10 protein-coding genes are annotated in these 14619 nt (G+C 71.2%); 3 read left to right on the top strand and 7 right to left on the bottom strand.

Annotation, left to right across the window (positions count from 1 at the left end):
* Positions 1 to 26 precede the first annotated feature (26 nt).
* Positions 27 to 5933, top strand: a complete 5907-nt coding sequence (uvrA, locus tag WDZ95_RS06525) for an excinuclease ABC subunit UvrA (RefSeq protein ID WP_425777106.1) — start codon at positions 27 to 29, stop codon at positions 5931 to 5933.
* A gap of 18 nt (positions 5934 to 5951) precedes the next feature.
* On the opposite strand, the gene WDZ95_RS06520 is transcribed toward uvrA, so the two are convergent.
* A complete protein-coding gene (locus WDZ95_RS06520; RefSeq protein WP_166229832.1) occupies positions 5952 to 6419 on the bottom strand; it encodes an Lrp/AsnC family transcriptional regulator in 468 nt (155 codons plus the stop codon).
* A gap of 105 nt (positions 6420 to 6524) precedes the next feature.
* Between WDZ95_RS06520 and mdeB the strand changes: the two genes are divergently transcribed.
* Positions 6525 to 9092, top strand: a complete 2568-nt coding sequence (gene mdeB, locus WDZ95_RS06515; protein ID WP_425777104.1) for an alpha-ketoglutarate dehydrogenase — start codon at positions 6525 to 6527, stop codon at positions 9090 to 9092.
* A 2-nt stretch (positions 9093 to 9094) separates the two neighbouring features.
* Here the strand turns inward: mdeB and WDZ95_RS06510 are convergent, their stop codons facing one another.
* Complete coding sequence (locus tag WDZ95_RS06510; RefSeq protein WP_425777102.1) at positions 9095 to 9862, bottom strand: hypothetical protein; 768 nt, start codon at positions 9860 to 9862, stop codon at positions 9095 to 9097.
* 116 nt (positions 9863 to 9978) lie between these two features.
* Here WDZ95_RS06510 and WDZ95_RS06505 point away from each other — a divergent pair, with 116 nt between their 5' ends.
* A complete protein-coding gene (locus tag WDZ95_RS06505) occupies positions 9979 to 10311 on the top strand; it encodes a hypothetical protein (RefSeq protein ID WP_425777100.1) in 333 nt (110 codons plus the stop codon).
* Between the two features lie 22 nt (positions 10312 to 10333).
* Here WDZ95_RS06505 and WDZ95_RS06500 read toward each other — a convergent pair whose 3' ends face one another.
* From WDZ95_RS06500 to WDZ95_RS06480, 5 genes are all read right to left on the bottom strand, one after another.
* On the bottom strand, positions 10334 to 11188 hold the full coding sequence (locus tag WDZ95_RS06500; protein WP_425777098.1) for a hypothetical protein: 855 nt from the start codon (positions 11186 to 11188) through the stop codon (positions 10334 to 10336).
* Positions 11189 to 11224: 36 nt separating this feature from the next.
* Positions 11225 to 12013 carry a hypothetical protein gene (locus WDZ95_RS06495; protein ID WP_425777096.1) on the bottom strand — a complete coding sequence of 263 codons (789 nt, stop codon included), beginning with the start codon at positions 12011 to 12013 and terminating at the stop codon, positions 11225 to 11227.
* Positions 12014 to 12119: 106 nt separating this feature from the next.
* Positions 12120 to 12500 (bottom strand): hypothetical protein, encoded by a 381-nt coding sequence (locus WDZ95_RS06490; protein ID WP_425777094.1) that lies wholly within the window; start codon positions 12498 to 12500, stop codon positions 12120 to 12122.
* Between the two features lie 45 nt (positions 12501 to 12545).
* Positions 12546 to 13769, bottom strand: coding sequence for an MFS transporter (locus tag WDZ95_RS06485; RefSeq protein ID WP_425777092.1), 1224 nt, complete (start codon positions 13767 to 13769; stop codon positions 12546 to 12548).
* Positions 13766 to 14566, bottom strand: coding sequence for an HAD-IIB family hydrolase (locus WDZ95_RS06480; protein WP_425777090.1), 801 nt, complete (start codon positions 14564 to 14566; stop codon positions 13766 to 13768). The genes WDZ95_RS06485 and WDZ95_RS06480 overlap by 4 nt, the downstream gene beginning before the upstream one ends.
* Positions 14567 to 14619 lie beyond the last annotated feature (53 nt).

Here is a 14619-nt window from a genome sequence, read left to right as displayed (position 1 = left end):
TCCGCTTCGCCTTCCGGAGCCTCTCCATGTCCGACGACCTGCGCCCAGCCGACCTTCCCGCCGATCCCGAGCCGTCCGGGGGCGAGGCCGAGCAGGGCGTGATCCGCATCCGCGGCGCGCGCCAGCACAACCTCAAGGACCTGGACCTGGACGTGCGCACCGGCGAGCTCACCGTGGTCACGGGCCCGAGCGGCTCGGGCAAATCGAGTCTGGTGTTCGACACCCTGTTCGCCGAAGGCCAGCGGCGCTACGTGGAAACCTTCAGCGCCTACGCGCGCCAGTTCCTCGACCGCATGGACAAGCCCGCGGTGGACCGCGTGGAAGGCGTGCCCCCGGCGATCGCGATCGACCAGACCAACCCGGTGCGGTCCTCGCGGTCCACGGTGGGCACCATGACCGAGCTCAACGACCACCTCAAGCTGCTGTTCGCGCGCGGCGCCGAGCTGTTCGACCGCGAGACCGCGCTGCCCGTGCGCCACGACTCGCCCGACAGCATCGCGGCCGAGCTGCAGCGCCGCGCCGCCGCGCAAGGCGATCCGCGGCTGGTGCTCACCTTTCCGGTCGAGCTGCCGGCCAACACCACGGCCGAAGAGGTCGAGCAGTGGCTCTCGGCCAGCGGCTACACCCGCGTGCAGGCCGAGCGCACGGTGCAGCGCGCGGTGAAGGACGAAGCGCCGGCCAAGGGCAAGAAGGCCAAGCCGCCCATCGAGGCCGTGAAGCTGCTCGACGTGGTGGCCGACCGCTTCCGCCTTTCCAGTGCCGAACCCGCGCGCGTGATGGAGGCGATCGAGGTCGGCCTCAAGCGCGGCGCGGGCAAGCTCACGGTGTATGCGCTGAAAGACGAGGGTGAGCCCGAGATCTGGAAGTTTTCGACGGGGCTGCATTGCCCCGAAAGCGACATCCGCTACGCCGATCCCTCGCCCTCGATGTTCTCGTTCAACTCCGCCGTGGGCGCCTGCGAGAGCTGCCGCGGCTTCGGGCGTGTCATCGGCGTGGACTACGGCCTGGTGATCCCCAACGACAAGCTCACGCTGCGCAACGGCGCGATCAAGGTCTTCCAGACGCCCGCGTGGAAGGAGTGCCAGGACGACCTGATGCGCCACGCCGAGGCCGCGGGCATTCCGCGCGACACGCCCTGGGCCAAGCTCACGCCCGAGCAGCAGGACTGGGTGAAGAACGGCTCGCCGCAGTGGAACGGCAAGTGGAACCAGCACTGGTACGGCGTGGGCCGCTTCTTCGAGTACCTTGAGAGCAAGGCCTACAAGATGCACATCCGCGTGCTCTTGTCCAAGTACCGCAGCTACACCGAATGCCCGGTGTGCCACGGTGCGCGCCTCAAGACCGACAGCCTGCTCTGGCGCGTGGGCACGAAAGCCCAGGCCGACGCGGTGCTGCCGCCCGAGCGGCGCTACCTGCCCGCGGGCGTGGCCTGGTCGCGCGCACAGCTCGAGGCGCTGCCCGGCCTGTGCCTGCACGACCTGATGCTCATGCCGCTCACCAGCCTGCGGCGCTTCTTCGAGTCCATCGCGCCCGCGCAGGCCGGCAGCGCGGGCGAGCAGCAGGCGCTCAAGCTGCTGCTCGACGAGATCAACACCCGCATCCGCTACCTCTGCGAGGTGGGCATCGGCTACCTCACCCTCGACCGCCAGAGCCGCACGCTCAGCGGCGGCGAGGTGCAGCGCATCAACCTCACCACCGCGCTCGGCACCTCGCTGGTGAACACGCTCTTCGTGCTCGACGAGCCCAGCATCGGCCTGCACCCGCGCGACATGGCGCGCATCGTCGACGCCATGAAGCGCCTGCGCGACGCCGGCAACACCCTGGTGGTGGTCGAGCACGACCCGGCGGTGATGCTTGCGGCCGACCGCCTGATCGACATGGGCCCGGGCCCGGGCGAGCGCGGCGGCCAGATCGTGTTCGACGGCACGCCCGAGCAGATCCGCGCGGCCGACACGCTCACCGGCGCCTACCTGGGCGCGCGCAAGACCATCGGCATGGGCTTCAAGCGCGCCGTCACCGACAGCACGCCGCGCCTGATCCTCGAAGGCGCGCGCGAGCACAACCTGCAGAACGTGTCGGTGGAATTCCCGCTGCAGCGCCTGGTGGTGGTCACCGGCGTGTCGGGCTCGGGCAAGTCCACGCTCATCCAGGACGTGCTCGCGCCCGCGCTCATGCGCCACTTCGGCCAGAGCACCGAATCGCCCGGCGCGCACGAGCGCCTGCTCGGCGCCGAACAGCTCGCCGACGTGGTTTTCGTCGACCAGTCGCCCATCGGCAAGACCGCGCGCTCCAACCCGGTGAGCTACGTGGGCGCGTGGGACGCGATCCGCTCGCTGTTCGCCGACCTGCCGCTGTCGCGCCAGCGCGGCTACACGCCGGCCAAGTTCAGCTTCAACAGCGGCGACGGCCGCTGCCCCACCTGCGGCGGCTCGGGCTTCGAGCACGTGGAGATGCAGTTCCTCTCCGACGTCTACCTGCGCTGCCCCGATTGCGACGGCCAGCGCTACCGGCCCGAGATCCTCGAGGTGAAGATCGAGCGCGGCGGCCGCCTGCTCAGCGTGGCCGACGTGCTCGGCCTCACGGTGAGCGAGGCGGCCGAGCTGTTCCGCGCCGACCGCGAGGCCATCCGCGCGCTGCAGCCCATCGTGGACGTGGGCCTGGAATACGTGAAGCTCGGCCAGCCCGTGCCCACGCTGTCGGGTGGCGAGGCCCAGCGCCTCAAGCTCGCGGGCTTCCTGGCCGAAGCGGCCAAGGCCGGCAGCTCGAGCCGCCAGCCCGTGTCGCGCAAGGGCACGCTGTTCCTGTTCGACGAGCCCACCACCGGCCTGCACTTCGACGACATCGCCAAGCTCATGCGCTCGCTGCGCAAGCTCATCGACGCCGGCCATTCGCTGGTGGTGATCGAGCACAACCTCGACGTGATCCGCGCCGCCGACTGGCTGATCGACCTCGGCCCCGAGGGCGGATCGGGCGGCGGCACGGTGGTGGCCGAAGGCCCGCCCGAGCAGGTGCGCGAGCACCCCACGAGCCACACCGCGCGGGCCCTGCGCGAATACGCCGAGGCCATGGACCGCGTGGTGGCGGTGAACGACGCGCCCGCGCGGCCCTACGCCGCGGCGCGCGCGCGCCGCGCCGCGCCGCACGGCGACGCGATCCGCATCGTCAACGCCAAGGAACACAACCTCAAGCAGCTCAGCGTGGACATCCCGCGCGGCAAGTTCAACGTGATCTCGGGCGTGAGCGGCTCGGGCAAGAGCACGCTGGCTTTCGACATCCTGTTCAACGAAGGCCAGCGCCGCTACCTCGAAAGCCTCAACGCCTACGCGCGCAGCATCGTGCAGCCCGCGGGCCGGCCCGAGGTGGACGCGGTCTACGGCATCCCGCCCACGGTGGCGATCGAGCAGCGCCTCTCGCGCGGCGGCCGCAAGAGCACGGTGGGCACCACCACCGAGGTCTGGCACTTCCTGCGCCTGCTCTACGTGAAGCTGGGCACGCAGCACTGCGTGCACGACGGCGCGGCCGTGAAGCCGCAGAGCGCCGACAGCATCGCCGCCGCGCTGCTGCGCAAGCACGCGGGCCGGCACGTGGGCCTGCTCGCGCCGCTGGTGGTCAACCGCAAGGGCGTGTACACCGAGCTCGCCGACTGGGCGCGCCCGCGCGGCCACACCCACCTGCGCGTGGACGGCGAGTTCCTGCCCACCACGGGTTTCCCGCGCATCGACCGCTTCAAGGAACACACCATCGAACTGCCGGTGGCCGACTTCGTCGTCGATCCCGGCGACGAGGCGAACCTGCGCGCGCAGCTGGCGCGCACGCTCGAACACGGCAAGGGCGTGCTGCACCTGCTGCACCCGCTCGACGGCCTCAAGGAGGCCATCGCCGAGGGCCGGTCCACCAAGGCCATCGGCCAGGTGGAGGTGTTCAGCACCGCGCGCGCCTGCCCGGTGTGCAGCACCAGCTACCCCGAGCTCGATCCGCGCCTGTTCTCGTACAACAGCAAGCACGGCTGGTGCCCCGACTGCGTGGGCACGGGCGTGAAGCTCTCGCGCGAGCAGCGCAAGGCGCTCGACGACTCGGTGCGCGACGACGACCAGAAGGGCCGCGAGCAAAGCTTCGCCGAACCCGAGGTGGAAGGCGTGGGCGACGAGGTCTGCCCGGGCTGCGAAGGCACGCGCCTCAATGCCCAGGCGCGCGCCGTGCGCTTCGCGGGCGTGGCCATCACCGACATCGCGCGCCTCTCGGTGAGCGAGGTGCGCCAGTGGGTGAAAGGCTTGATGGGCCCCCACGCTCCGCCGCTGCGCGGGTCGCTGCCCCCCGAGGGGGCTGTTTCGCCTTGGGGCGGCCCGGCGGCGAAACGGCCACGCGACGAATCGCCTGTGTTGACCGAACGCGAGGCCGACATCGCGCGCGACCTGCTGCCCGAGATCGAAAGCCGCCTGGCGTTTCTCGAACAGGTGGGCCTGAACTACCTCACGCTCGACCGCGGCGCGCCCACGCTCAGCGGCGGGGAGGCGCAGCGCATCCGCCTTGCGGCGCAGCTCGGCAGCCACCTGCAGGGCGTGTGCTACGTGCTCGACGAGCCCACCATCGGCCTGCACCCGCGCGACAACCAGATCCTGCTCGACGCGCTGCACCAGCTCGGCGAACAGGGCAACACCCTGGTGGTGGTGGAGCACGACGAAGACACCATCCGCCGCGCCGACCACGTGATCGACATCGGCCCGAGCGCGGGCAAGCGCGGCGGCCGCGTGGTGGCGCAGGGCACGGTGGCCGAGCTCTCGGCCAGCCCCGACTCGCTCACCGGCCGCTACCTGCTGCACGCCATGAAGCACCCGCTGCAGCCGCGCCGCCCGGTGCCGCTCGGCGACGACCAGACGCTGGAGCTGCGCGGCGCCACGCTGCACAACCTGCACCAGCTCGACGCGCGCGTGCCACTCCAGCGGCTCGTGGTCATCACCGGCGTGTCGGGCTCGGGCAAGAGCACGCTCGCGCGCGACGTGCTGCTCACCAACGTCGCCGCGGCGGTGGGCATGCGCAGCACCGCCGCGGGCAAGAAGGCCTGGGACAAGGGCGACCGCCCGGCCTGGAACGGCTGCGACAAGCTGCTCGGCAGCGAACCCGTGGACCGCGTGCTCGAGGTCGACCAGACGCCCATCGGCAAGACGCCGCGCTCGTGCCCGGCCACCTACATCGGCTTCTGGGACACGGTGCGCAAGCTGTTCGCCGACACGCTCGAGGCCAAGGCGCGCGGCTGGGGCCCGGGCCGCTTCAGCTTCAACACCGGCGAAGGCCGCTGCCCCAGCTGCGAAGGGCAGGGCATGCGCACCATCGAGATGAGCTTCCTGCCCGACGTGAAGGTGCCTTGCGAAACCTGCCACGGCGCGCGCTTCAACCCCGAAACGCTGGCCGTGACCTGGAAGGGCAAGAACATCGGCGAGGTGCTGCAGATGGAGGTCGACGAGGCGGTGGACTTCTTCGCGTCCATGCCCGCCATCAGCCACCCGCTGCAGCTGCTCAAGGACGTGGGCCTGGGCTACCTCACGCTGGGCCAGCCCAGCCCCACGCTGTCGGGCGGCGAGGCCCAGCGCATCAAGCTCGTGACCGAGTTGAGCAAGGTGCGCGACGAGGTGGGCCGGCGCGGCCAGAAAGCGCCGCACACGCTCTACGTGCTCGACGAACCCACCGTGGGCCTGCACATGGCCGACGTGGAAAAACTCATCCGCGTGCTGCACCGCCTGGTCGACGGCGGCCACAGCGTGGTGGTGATCGAACACGACCTCGACGTGATGGCCGAAGCCGACTGGATCATCGACCTCGGCCCCGAAGGCGGCGCGGGCGGCGGCCGCATCGTGGCGGCCACCACCCCCGAAGGCGTGGTGGCCGCGGGCACGCACACGGGCAAGGTGCTGGCGCCGGTGCTGGCGCGGGGGTGAGCCCCCGCGGCTGGCGCCTCACCCCCGCGCCAGCGGCAGCGCCGTCTTGTAGCGCACCTGCTTGAGCGCGAAGCTCGATCGGATCTTCTCGAGTTCCGGCAGCGGCGCGAGCCGCTCGAGAATGAAACGTTCGAGCGTGCCCATGTCGGGCACGACCACGCGGATCAGGTAGTCGGAGTCGCCCGTCATCAGGTAGCACTCCATCACCTCGTCGAAGTCGGCAATGTGCCGCTCGAAGCGCGCCAGCGCTTCCTTGCTCTGGGTCTTGAGGCTGATGTTGATGAACACGTTGAGCCCCAGGCCCAGCCGCGCCGCGTCGGCCAGCGCCACGTACTGCCGGATCACGCCGGCCTTCTCCAGCGCCTTCACGCGCGCCAGGCAGGGCGAAGGCGACAGGCCCACGCGCTGCGCCAACGCCACGTTGGACAAGGAACCGTCTTGCTGCAATTCGTGGAGGATCCGGCGGTCGAGCGCGTCGAGGTTCATTTGTGCTGCTGACAATGACTTTCTCGGCATTATGTGCTGCAGATTCGACCGCTAGCGGCCTGTACGGCAGCACATGCCGCGCGCCCGCGCCTACAGTGCGCGGCCATGAGCCCGTCCGAACACCTTTCGCCCGACCCCGATCCCCAGGAAACCGCCGAGTGGCAAGACGCGTTCCGGGCCCTGCTGCAGGCCCACGGCCCCACGCGCGCCCGCCAGCTGCTGGACGCGCTGGTGGCCACCGCGGGGGCCGGGCGCGTGGGCTGGCGGCCCCGCCTCAACACGCCCTATGTGAACACCATCGCCGCCGAGCAGCAGCCGGTGTTCCCGGGCGATCTCGCGATCGAGGAGCGGCTGGCCTCGCTGATGCGCTGGAACGCGCTGGCCATGGTGGTGCGCGCCAACCAGGCCTACGGTGAACTGGGTGGCCACATCGCGAGCTACGCGAGCGCGGCCGACCTGTTCGAGACCGGCTTCAACCATTTCTTCCACGGCCGCACCGATGCGCACGGCGGCGATCTCGTGTTCTTCCAGCCGCACAGCGCACCCGGCGTGTACGCCCGGGCCTTCCTCGAAGGCCGGCTCAGCGAGCGGGACCTGCTGCACTACCGCCAGGAGATCGTGGCGCCCGCGCAGGGCGCGCGTGGCCTCTCGAGCTACCCGCACCCCTGGCTCATGCCCGACTTCTGGCAGTTCCCCACGGGCTCCATGGGCATCGGGCCGATCAGCTCGATCTACCACGCGCGCTTCATGCGCTACCTCACGCACCGCGGCCTGCTCGACTGCGGCGGCCGCACCGTGTGGGGCGTGTTCGGCGACGGCGAGATGGACGAGCCCGAGAGCATGAGCGCGCTCACGCTGGCCGCGCGCGAGAAGCTCGACAACCTGGTGTGGGTGGTCAACTGCAACCTGCAGCGGCTCGACGGGCCGGTGCGCGGCAACCACCGCATCATCGACGAGCTCGAGCGCCTGTTCGCGGGCGCGGGCTGGAACGTGATCAAGCTGCTGTGGGGCAGCGACTGGGACGGCCTGTTCGCGCGCGACCACAGCGGCGCGCTGGTGCGCGCGCTCGGCGACACCGTGGATGGCCAGATGCAGACCTTCGCGGCCAAGGACGGCCGCTACAACCGCGAGAACTTCTTCGGCCAGAACCCCGCGCTCGCCGCGCTGGTGCAAGGCCTCACCGACGAGCAGATCGACCGCCTCAAGCGCGGCGGCCACGACCTGGTGAAGATCCACGCGGCCTATGCCGCGGCCGTGGCGCACCGCGGCCAGCCCACCGTGATCCTCGCGCACACCAAGAAGGGCTACGGCATGGGCGCCGCGGGCCAGGGCCGCATGACCACGCACAGCCAGAAGAAGCTCGACGCCGACGAACTGATCGCCTTCCGCGACCGCTTCCAGCTGCCGCTGAGCGACGAGCAGGCCACGGGCCTGACCTTCCTCAAGCCGGCCGAGGACAGCGCCGAGATGCGCTACCTGCGCGAACGCCGCGCCGCGCTCGGCGGTTCGCTGCCGCGCCGCGAATCGGCCTGCGCGGTGCTGCCCGTGCCCGCGCTCGACGGCTATGCCGGCTTCGCGCTGCAGGCCGACGGCAAGGCCATGAGCACCACCATGGCCTTCGTGCGCCTGCTCGGCAACCTGCTCAAGGACGCCACGCTCGGCCCGCGCATCGTGCCCATCGTGGCCGACGAGGCGCGCACCTTCGGCATGGCCAACCTGTTCAAGCAGGTGGGCATCTACAGCAGCGTGGGCCAGCGTTACGCGCCCGAAGACATCGGCTCGGTGCTGAGCTACCGTGAGGCGTTCGACGGCCAGATCCTCGAAGAGGGCATCAGCGAAGCGGGCGCGCTCGCGAGCTGGACCGCCGCGGCCACGAGCTACAGCGTGCACGGCCTGGCCATGCTGCCCTTCTACATCTACTACTCGATGTTCGGCTTCCAGCGCGTGGGCGATGCCATCTGGGCCGCGGCCGACCAGCGCGCGCGGGGCTTTCTCATCGGCGCCACCTCGGGCCGCACCACGCTCGGTGGCGAAGGCCTGCAACACCAGGACGGCAGCAGCCACCTGGTGGCCGCGACCATTCCCAACTGCAAGGCCTACGACCCCGCGTTCGCGGGCGAGATGGCCCTGATCGTCGACGCCGGCATGCGCGAGATGCTGGTGGACCAGCGCGACGTCTTCTACTACGTGACGCTCATGAACGAGAACTACGCCCAGCCCGACCTGCCGATCGCCGCGCACACGGGCGTGCTCAAAGGCGCTTACCGCTTTGCGAGCCTCGGCCCCGAGGGTGGCGAGCCGGTCACGCTCATGGGATCGGGCGCGATCTTCACCGAGGTGCAGCGCGCGGCCGAGGTGCTGGCCGCCGAAGGCCGGCGCGTGCACCTGTGCAGCGTCACGAGCTGGAGCGAGCTGGCGCGCGATGCGCAGGCCGCCGAAGCCGAGGGCCGCACACCCTGGCTGCACACCTTGCTGGCCGACACCGCGGGCCCGGTGATCGCCGCGAGCGACTACGTGCGCGCCGTGCCCGAAGCCTTGCGCGCCTGGCTGCCGCCGGACCGCCGCTACCGCTGCATGGGCACCGACGGCTTCGGTCGCAGCGACACGCGGGCCGCGTTGCGTGGCTACTTCGGCGTGGACGCGGCGCACATCGCGGCCGAGGCGCGTCGCTGAGGTCAGTCCTCGTTGCTGTTGATGAGGTGCTTCTTTTCTTCGCTGGGGCGCCTCGTCGTTTTGAAGAAGCGCGATGCGAGGTCCGAGCGGTCGGTGCTGGGGCGCGCCGCGTCGAGCGGCCGGTAACCGGCTTGATGCATGCGCACCGCGGACAGGTTGAGGTTGAGCAGGGAGTGGGGGCGCGGCAAGGGGATGTCGGTGGCGGGAGCGCCGATCAGGGCCTCGTGGCTGGGGGCGGAAGGGAAGACCGCTTGGGGTGAAGCCTCGCGGCTGGACGACTGCAGGCTCACCGCCTGATCGTCGAGGTGCTCGGGGCGCGCTTCATCGATCGCCACGCGCAACCGGTGCACGCAGGCGCGCAGTGCCTCGGTGTCCGCGACCCTGCCTTGCTTGTCGGGGTTGTGGGCCAGATCGTAGAGCGCGCGGCCCGCCGCCTGGAGTGCCGGCGGGCCATCGGTGGTGATGTTCAAGCCCAGTGCGTACAGGAAGTCCGTCATCGCGCGCGCTTCGGTGGTGGCCGTGGCGCGGGGCGTGATGCCCTTCTGGGTGGACAGATGCGCCACCCCGTCCACGACCTTGAGGTAAAGAACCTTGCGCGTGGGCCCCGGCTGTCCCCACTGCTTCAGCGACTGCAGGTAGTCATCGAGTGGCGCGACGTTGTCGATCGAGGGCGTGCTGTGGTGGGCGACGGCGGCGTACTTGAGTTGAGAGGTTCTTTCCATGGTCGTGCGGCAAGGGGTTGAAGGCGGGGCGGCGGTGTGTGACAGCACGTGTGAAGGGGATGGGTGGGGTGGGTGGTTGCGTGCCGGGCGGGGTTCCGGCACGCCGTCGCCGCGGGCGGTGTGAAGCGCGCGATGATTCGCGTCTCGCCCGGCCCCGCCACCGCATGCCCCACCAGACCATCCACATCCACCCCGAGGCCCCCGCCAAGCCCGCGCTGGGCGCGCCTTGCAATGGCTGCGGCGTGTGCTGCCTGGCCGAGCCCTGCCCCCTGGGGCGCGTGATCTCGCGCAAGCGCGTCGGCGCCTGCGACGCGCTGCGCTGGGACGGCGCTGCGGCGCTGTACCGCTGCGGCGCGATCACCGATGCCGCGGGCGTGCTGGGCCCGCGCTGGGCCTGGGCTGCGCCCTTGCTGCGCCGGCTTGCGCGGCGCTGGATCGCGGCCGGGGCGGGGTGCGATGCCGGCATCGAGGTGCAAGGCCCTGCGGGACCGCATTGAGGCGCGCAGCGGCGGCCGCCGCTCACTGCGGTTCGGGTGGCGGGTCGGCGTTGCGGTCGGCCGAGCCCGGTAGCGTGCGTGGCGTGGTCCTGACCGTGGACACCCTGAGCGACTGCGGCACGGGCTGGGGCCTCAGCGGCCTCGGGCTGTGGGGCGTGTGGCCCGTGAACGTCGCCTGACGCTCCAGCGGCGTGGCCGCGGATTCCACGGCATGGAGCAGCGCAAGGCGCGGCACGGCCACCGGCCACACCGGGGGCGCGGGCACGGTGGTGGGGGTGTCGGCGGCCGTGGTGTCGCGCGGCGTCAGCTGCTCGATGTCTTCGGCGATCAGTGGGCCCACCGCTTCGGGCGGCAGGTCGACGATGTCTGCCGCCGAGATGTGGCCCGTGAGCGTGGGCGGGCTGACAGGATGGTCGGCGTCGTGCAGCACCTTGAGCGCTTCGCAGAGGCGGTCGACGGGAAACTGGTTCTTGTGGTCCCGTGCGGACCGGCACAGCTGGCGCAGCTCCTCGCAGGCCTGCTCCACGAGCGCGTTGCCACCGTGCTTGCGCCGGTAGACGGCGATGAGCTGCTGCAGCTGGCCCATGCCCGCGGCGCTTTGCAGCGGCGGGTCGCCGCCCGAGAGGTCGAGGAGGCGAGGCGTCTTGACGTGCCCCTTGACCTTCAGCACGGCCTGGCCGTCCGCATCGGGCCTGACGTACAGGGCTTTGGGATGTCGCTCGAAATCGATGTGCTTGCGGACCATGCGGTCGCGCTTGGCCGCCACCACCTGGTACATCGGCCCCACCGTGCGTTGCTCGGGGTCGGCGGCCTCGCGGGCCATGACCTCGGCGAGCGTGAGCAGCGTGCGGGGCGATTTGGAAGATTTGTGAACCATGGAATCGGCTCGACGGTGCAAGGCGGGTGGCCCGTGTCACTGGGGGGCCGGGGCGTTGCGATCCGCACCGCCGTCGCTGCCGCGTTGCAGCCTTTGCCCCGACCGATCCTGGGTTTTTGACCGGCGCGACAGCGCATCGACCCGGGGTGTCGAGCGCTGCTCTGCACCGCTGTCGCGCTTCGAAGCGTGCCGATCGGTCAGTGAAGCGGGCGTGCGGGTCAGGTGCGCCACGGCCAGCGGCGGCACGCGCACAGGCGACACGGGCATTTCATCGATGATTGGCAAGGGGTTCTGGAATATCACCGACTGCGGACGCGTGAACTCGGGCGGCTGGGCCTGCAGACCGATGGCCAGTTCTTCGTCGGCGGCCTTGAGCACCATCAGGAGTCGGAGCAGATCCCTGTCGCAGGGCAGGCCGCTGCGTTGCACATCGCTGCGGTTGCACAGGGCCTTCAACGCCTGGCAGGCGGCGGCCACCTTCTCATTGCCCGGGTGTTTGAAGGGGTAGGCGATGTAGAGGTTGCGCGCCTGAACCAGGCCCCAGGTGCGCGCGATCCAGTCCTTATCGCGCTGCTCGTCGATGCGCAGCAATCCGGCCGAGGGCCCCACCCCCATGAAGGCGACGCCGTCGCGGATGCGCCGGAAGAGCACTGGCGCATCGTGCGAACCCGTGGCCGCAAGGGGCTGCGTTCTGAGCGCGTTGCTGACCATCTCGGTCAGCGGGCCGGCTTCGTACTGGTCTTCTTCGGCGGCTTCCGTGGCGGCGGAAGGAGAGGGCTTGTGGGCGTGGCGGGATGGGGACGGCGACAGCGTTGTCTTGTTCACGGGGTGTGCTCCGGGGGATGGACCAGGAAGGCCTTGTGTCGTCGCCCCCGTTGGCATGGTTCCCCGGGGCTTCGGCCCAGCGCCCGCATGAAATCGAATCTTGTTGCTATCGTGATAGAAGCACCGTGACCCCCACCGCCAACACCGCCACCGCCGCGATCAACACCCGCGTGCGCACGCGCAGCAGCTGCACGGCCTCCACCAGGCGCGCGTTCTGCTCGGCGAGTTCGCTCAGCGTCTGCGCCATCTGCTGTTGAACGGCGGCCTGCTGGTCGATGAGCTGGCGTGTCTCGATCAGGCGGTTGCGCAGCTCGCCCAGGGTCGGGGGTTCGGCGGCCGGGTCGAGCGGCGGGCCCGCGGGCACCGGCGCGGCCGGGGCCTTGTTCTTGTCGAGCAGCTTGCGCGCGGCGTTGAGCACCTTGGGGGCGTGCTCGATCACGTCACCCCAGGGAATGATCTTGAGCGCGGCGATCCAGGGAATGGCCATGGGCGGTGTCCTCGTGTGAATGGGCGTGGGACGCCGCCCCGCCGCTCAGGGTTCCCGGCGCCGCAGCAACCATACCCCGAGCGCCGCCACTCCCACCAGCAGCGCTGGAAAACCCAGCGTGGGCGACCACTGCAGCGCCGCGCCGCCCAGGGCCGGTGCGAGCACGCCGCCCAGGGTGTAGCTCATCACCAGCACCGCGGTGCTGTTGACCAGGGTGATGCCCTGCTCGCGTGAGCCGATGTCGATCATGGCGAGCGTGTAGAGGCAGCCGCCCGCGCCGCCCCACACGAAGGCCACGGGCGCGGCGAGCCAGGGCGTGCCGGCCACGAAAGGAATGAGCAGCGTGCCGCCGAGCGTGATGGCCGCGCACACGCGCATGAGCGTGAGGCGCGTGCTGCGCGCGTCACCCCAGCGGGCCTTGGGGTGGTGGGCCATGCGATCGGCCAGCACGCCCGCGGGCAGCATCATGAGCGCGCTGCCCAGGCCGCTGGCCGACACCAGCAGCGCGGCCGCCACCGCGCCCAGGCCCAGGGCCAGGCCGTAGAGCGGCAGGATGGACGTGAGCCCGCTCTCGAAGAAGCCGCCCACGAAGCCCACGGTCATGATCAGCGGGTGCGCAGCGAGCGCGTGCCACACGCCGCGCAGGCCCACGCGGGCCTCGTGCGCGTCGGCCGCGGGCGGCACGGGCGGCGTGAGCAGGCTCCAGGCCAGGCCCAACGCCATGAAGCCGAACGCGGCCCACACCGCGGCCTCGCTCTGCGGGCCGACCCAGGCCAGCACCAGCGGCCCGAGCACGAAGGTGATGCCCACCAGGGTTTCGAACAGGCCCACATAGCGGCCGCGCTGCGCGGGCGGCGCGAACTCGGCCACCAGGGCTTCGGCCAGCACCCAGCGCAGGCCCGAGGCCATGCCCGCGGCGATCTTGAGCGCGAACCACAGCGGCAGGGCGTCCGACAGCGCGAAGCCGATGGTGGCCACGGTGGGGATCAGCGCCGACAGCCACAGCGTGGGCCGGCGGCCCAGGCGCTGCGTGACGGCCGAGGCAAAGGGCACCATGAGCAGGATGCCGAGCCAGCCGCTGGCCGCGAACACGCCCGCGAGCGCGGTGGACACGCCGCCGTCTTTCAGCCGCAGCAGCAGCATCGGCGTGAGCATGAAGTAGCCCACGAGCTCGAAGAAGGTGGCTCCAAAGACGGCGGTGAGGCCCAGGCGCGCGTGGGCAGGCGGCGCGGCGGGCAGGCCCCGCGCCGGCAGCGGGTGCTCGCTCATGGCGTGGCCCGCGCGGCGAGCACGGCGTCCACCACGTCGGCGAAGCCCGCGCCGCGTTCGCGCGGTGCCACGTGGCGCGGGTGGTGGCTGAGTTGCGGCCAGAAGCGCGCCACGTTGGCCACGCCCACGCTGTGCGGGAAGCGCGCGAACATGACGGCGTCGTTGGTGGAGTCGCCCACGTACACCCAGTGCGCGATCTCGTCGTCGAGCGCACGGCCCAGGCGCTCGCGCACGATCCAGCGCGCGCCGCTGAGCTTGTCGTGCGAGCCGATCCAGGCGTTGATGTGGATGGAGCTCACGGTGGCCGTGAGCCCCAGGCCGCGCAGGATGGCGACCACGCGCGCGATGTCGGCTTCACCCAGGTGGGCGTGTTCGCTGTGGTCGATCGCGATGTCGGTCTCGCGGCCCGCGCTGTCGGTGGCCAGGCGCGCGTGCGGCAGCTCGGCGAGCACGCGCGCGGCCGCGGCCTGCAGCCGCTCGGCGTTCTGCCGGCGGGTGGCCGCGTCCTGCGCATAGGTCTTGTGCAGCCGGCCCTTGTCGTTCCACAGCGCCACGGCGCCGTTCTCGGCCACGATGGCGTCGATCGGCCAGGCCAGGGCGAAGGGCTCGCTCCAGCCCGCGGGGCGGCCCGTGACCGCGAACACCGGCAGGCCGGCGGCGCGCAGGCGCTGCAGCGCGGCTTCGGCCTCGGGCGCGAGCGCACCGTCGGCCGTCAGCGTGTCGTCGATGTCGGTGAGCACGCCGTGGATGCGCGCGCGCTCGGCCAGGGGCCAGTGGGCCAGGGGGGTGGGCTGCATGGGGGCGGCAGTGTCGCACAGCGCGCCATACCCCCTCGCGCCCGTCGCCTGTG

It is taken from the genome of Hydrogenophaga sp. T2 (assembly GCF_049843535.1).
In the GTDB taxonomy this organism is placed as follows: Bacteria; Pseudomonadota; Gammaproteobacteria; order Burkholderiales; family Burkholderiaceae_C; genus Hydrogenophaga; species Hydrogenophaga crocea.
The sequence above is the reverse complement of the archived record's forward strand: the minus strand, read 5'-3'. Positions and strand labels throughout refer to the sequence as shown.

Bases quoted from the DNA above. Each gene is read 5' to 3' on its own strand.
- uvrA (WP_425777106.1), top strand. From the start codon at position 27: ATGTCCGACGACCTGCGCCCAGCCGACCTTCCCGCCGATCCCGAGCCG.
- WDZ95_RS06520 (WP_166229832.1), bottom strand. From the start codon at position 6,419: ATGAACCTCGACGCGCTCGACCGCCGGATCCTCCACGAATTGCAGCAA.
- mdeB (WP_425777104.1), top strand. From the start codon at position 6,525: ATGAGCCCGTCCGAACACCTTTCGCCCGACCCCGATCCCCAGGAAACC.
- WDZ95_RS06505 (WP_425777100.1), top strand. From the start codon at position 9,979: ATGCCCCACCAGACCATCCACATCCACCCCGAGGCCCCCGCCAAGCCC.
- WDZ95_RS06500 (WP_425777098.1), bottom strand. From the start codon at position 11,188: ATGGTTCACAAATCTTCCAAATCGCCCCGCACGCTGCTCACGCTCGCC.
- WDZ95_RS06490 (WP_425777094.1), bottom strand. From the start codon at position 12,500: ATGGCCATTCCCTGGATCGCCGCGCTCAAGATCATTCCCTGGGGTGAC.
- WDZ95_RS06485 (WP_425777092.1), bottom strand. From the start codon at position 13,769: ATGAGCGAGCACCCGCTGCCGGCGCGGGGCCTGCCCGCCGCGCCGCCT.
- WDZ95_RS06480 (WP_425777090.1), bottom strand. From the start codon at position 14,566: ATGCAGCCCACCCCCCTGGCCCACTGGCCCCTGGCCGAGCGCGCGCGC.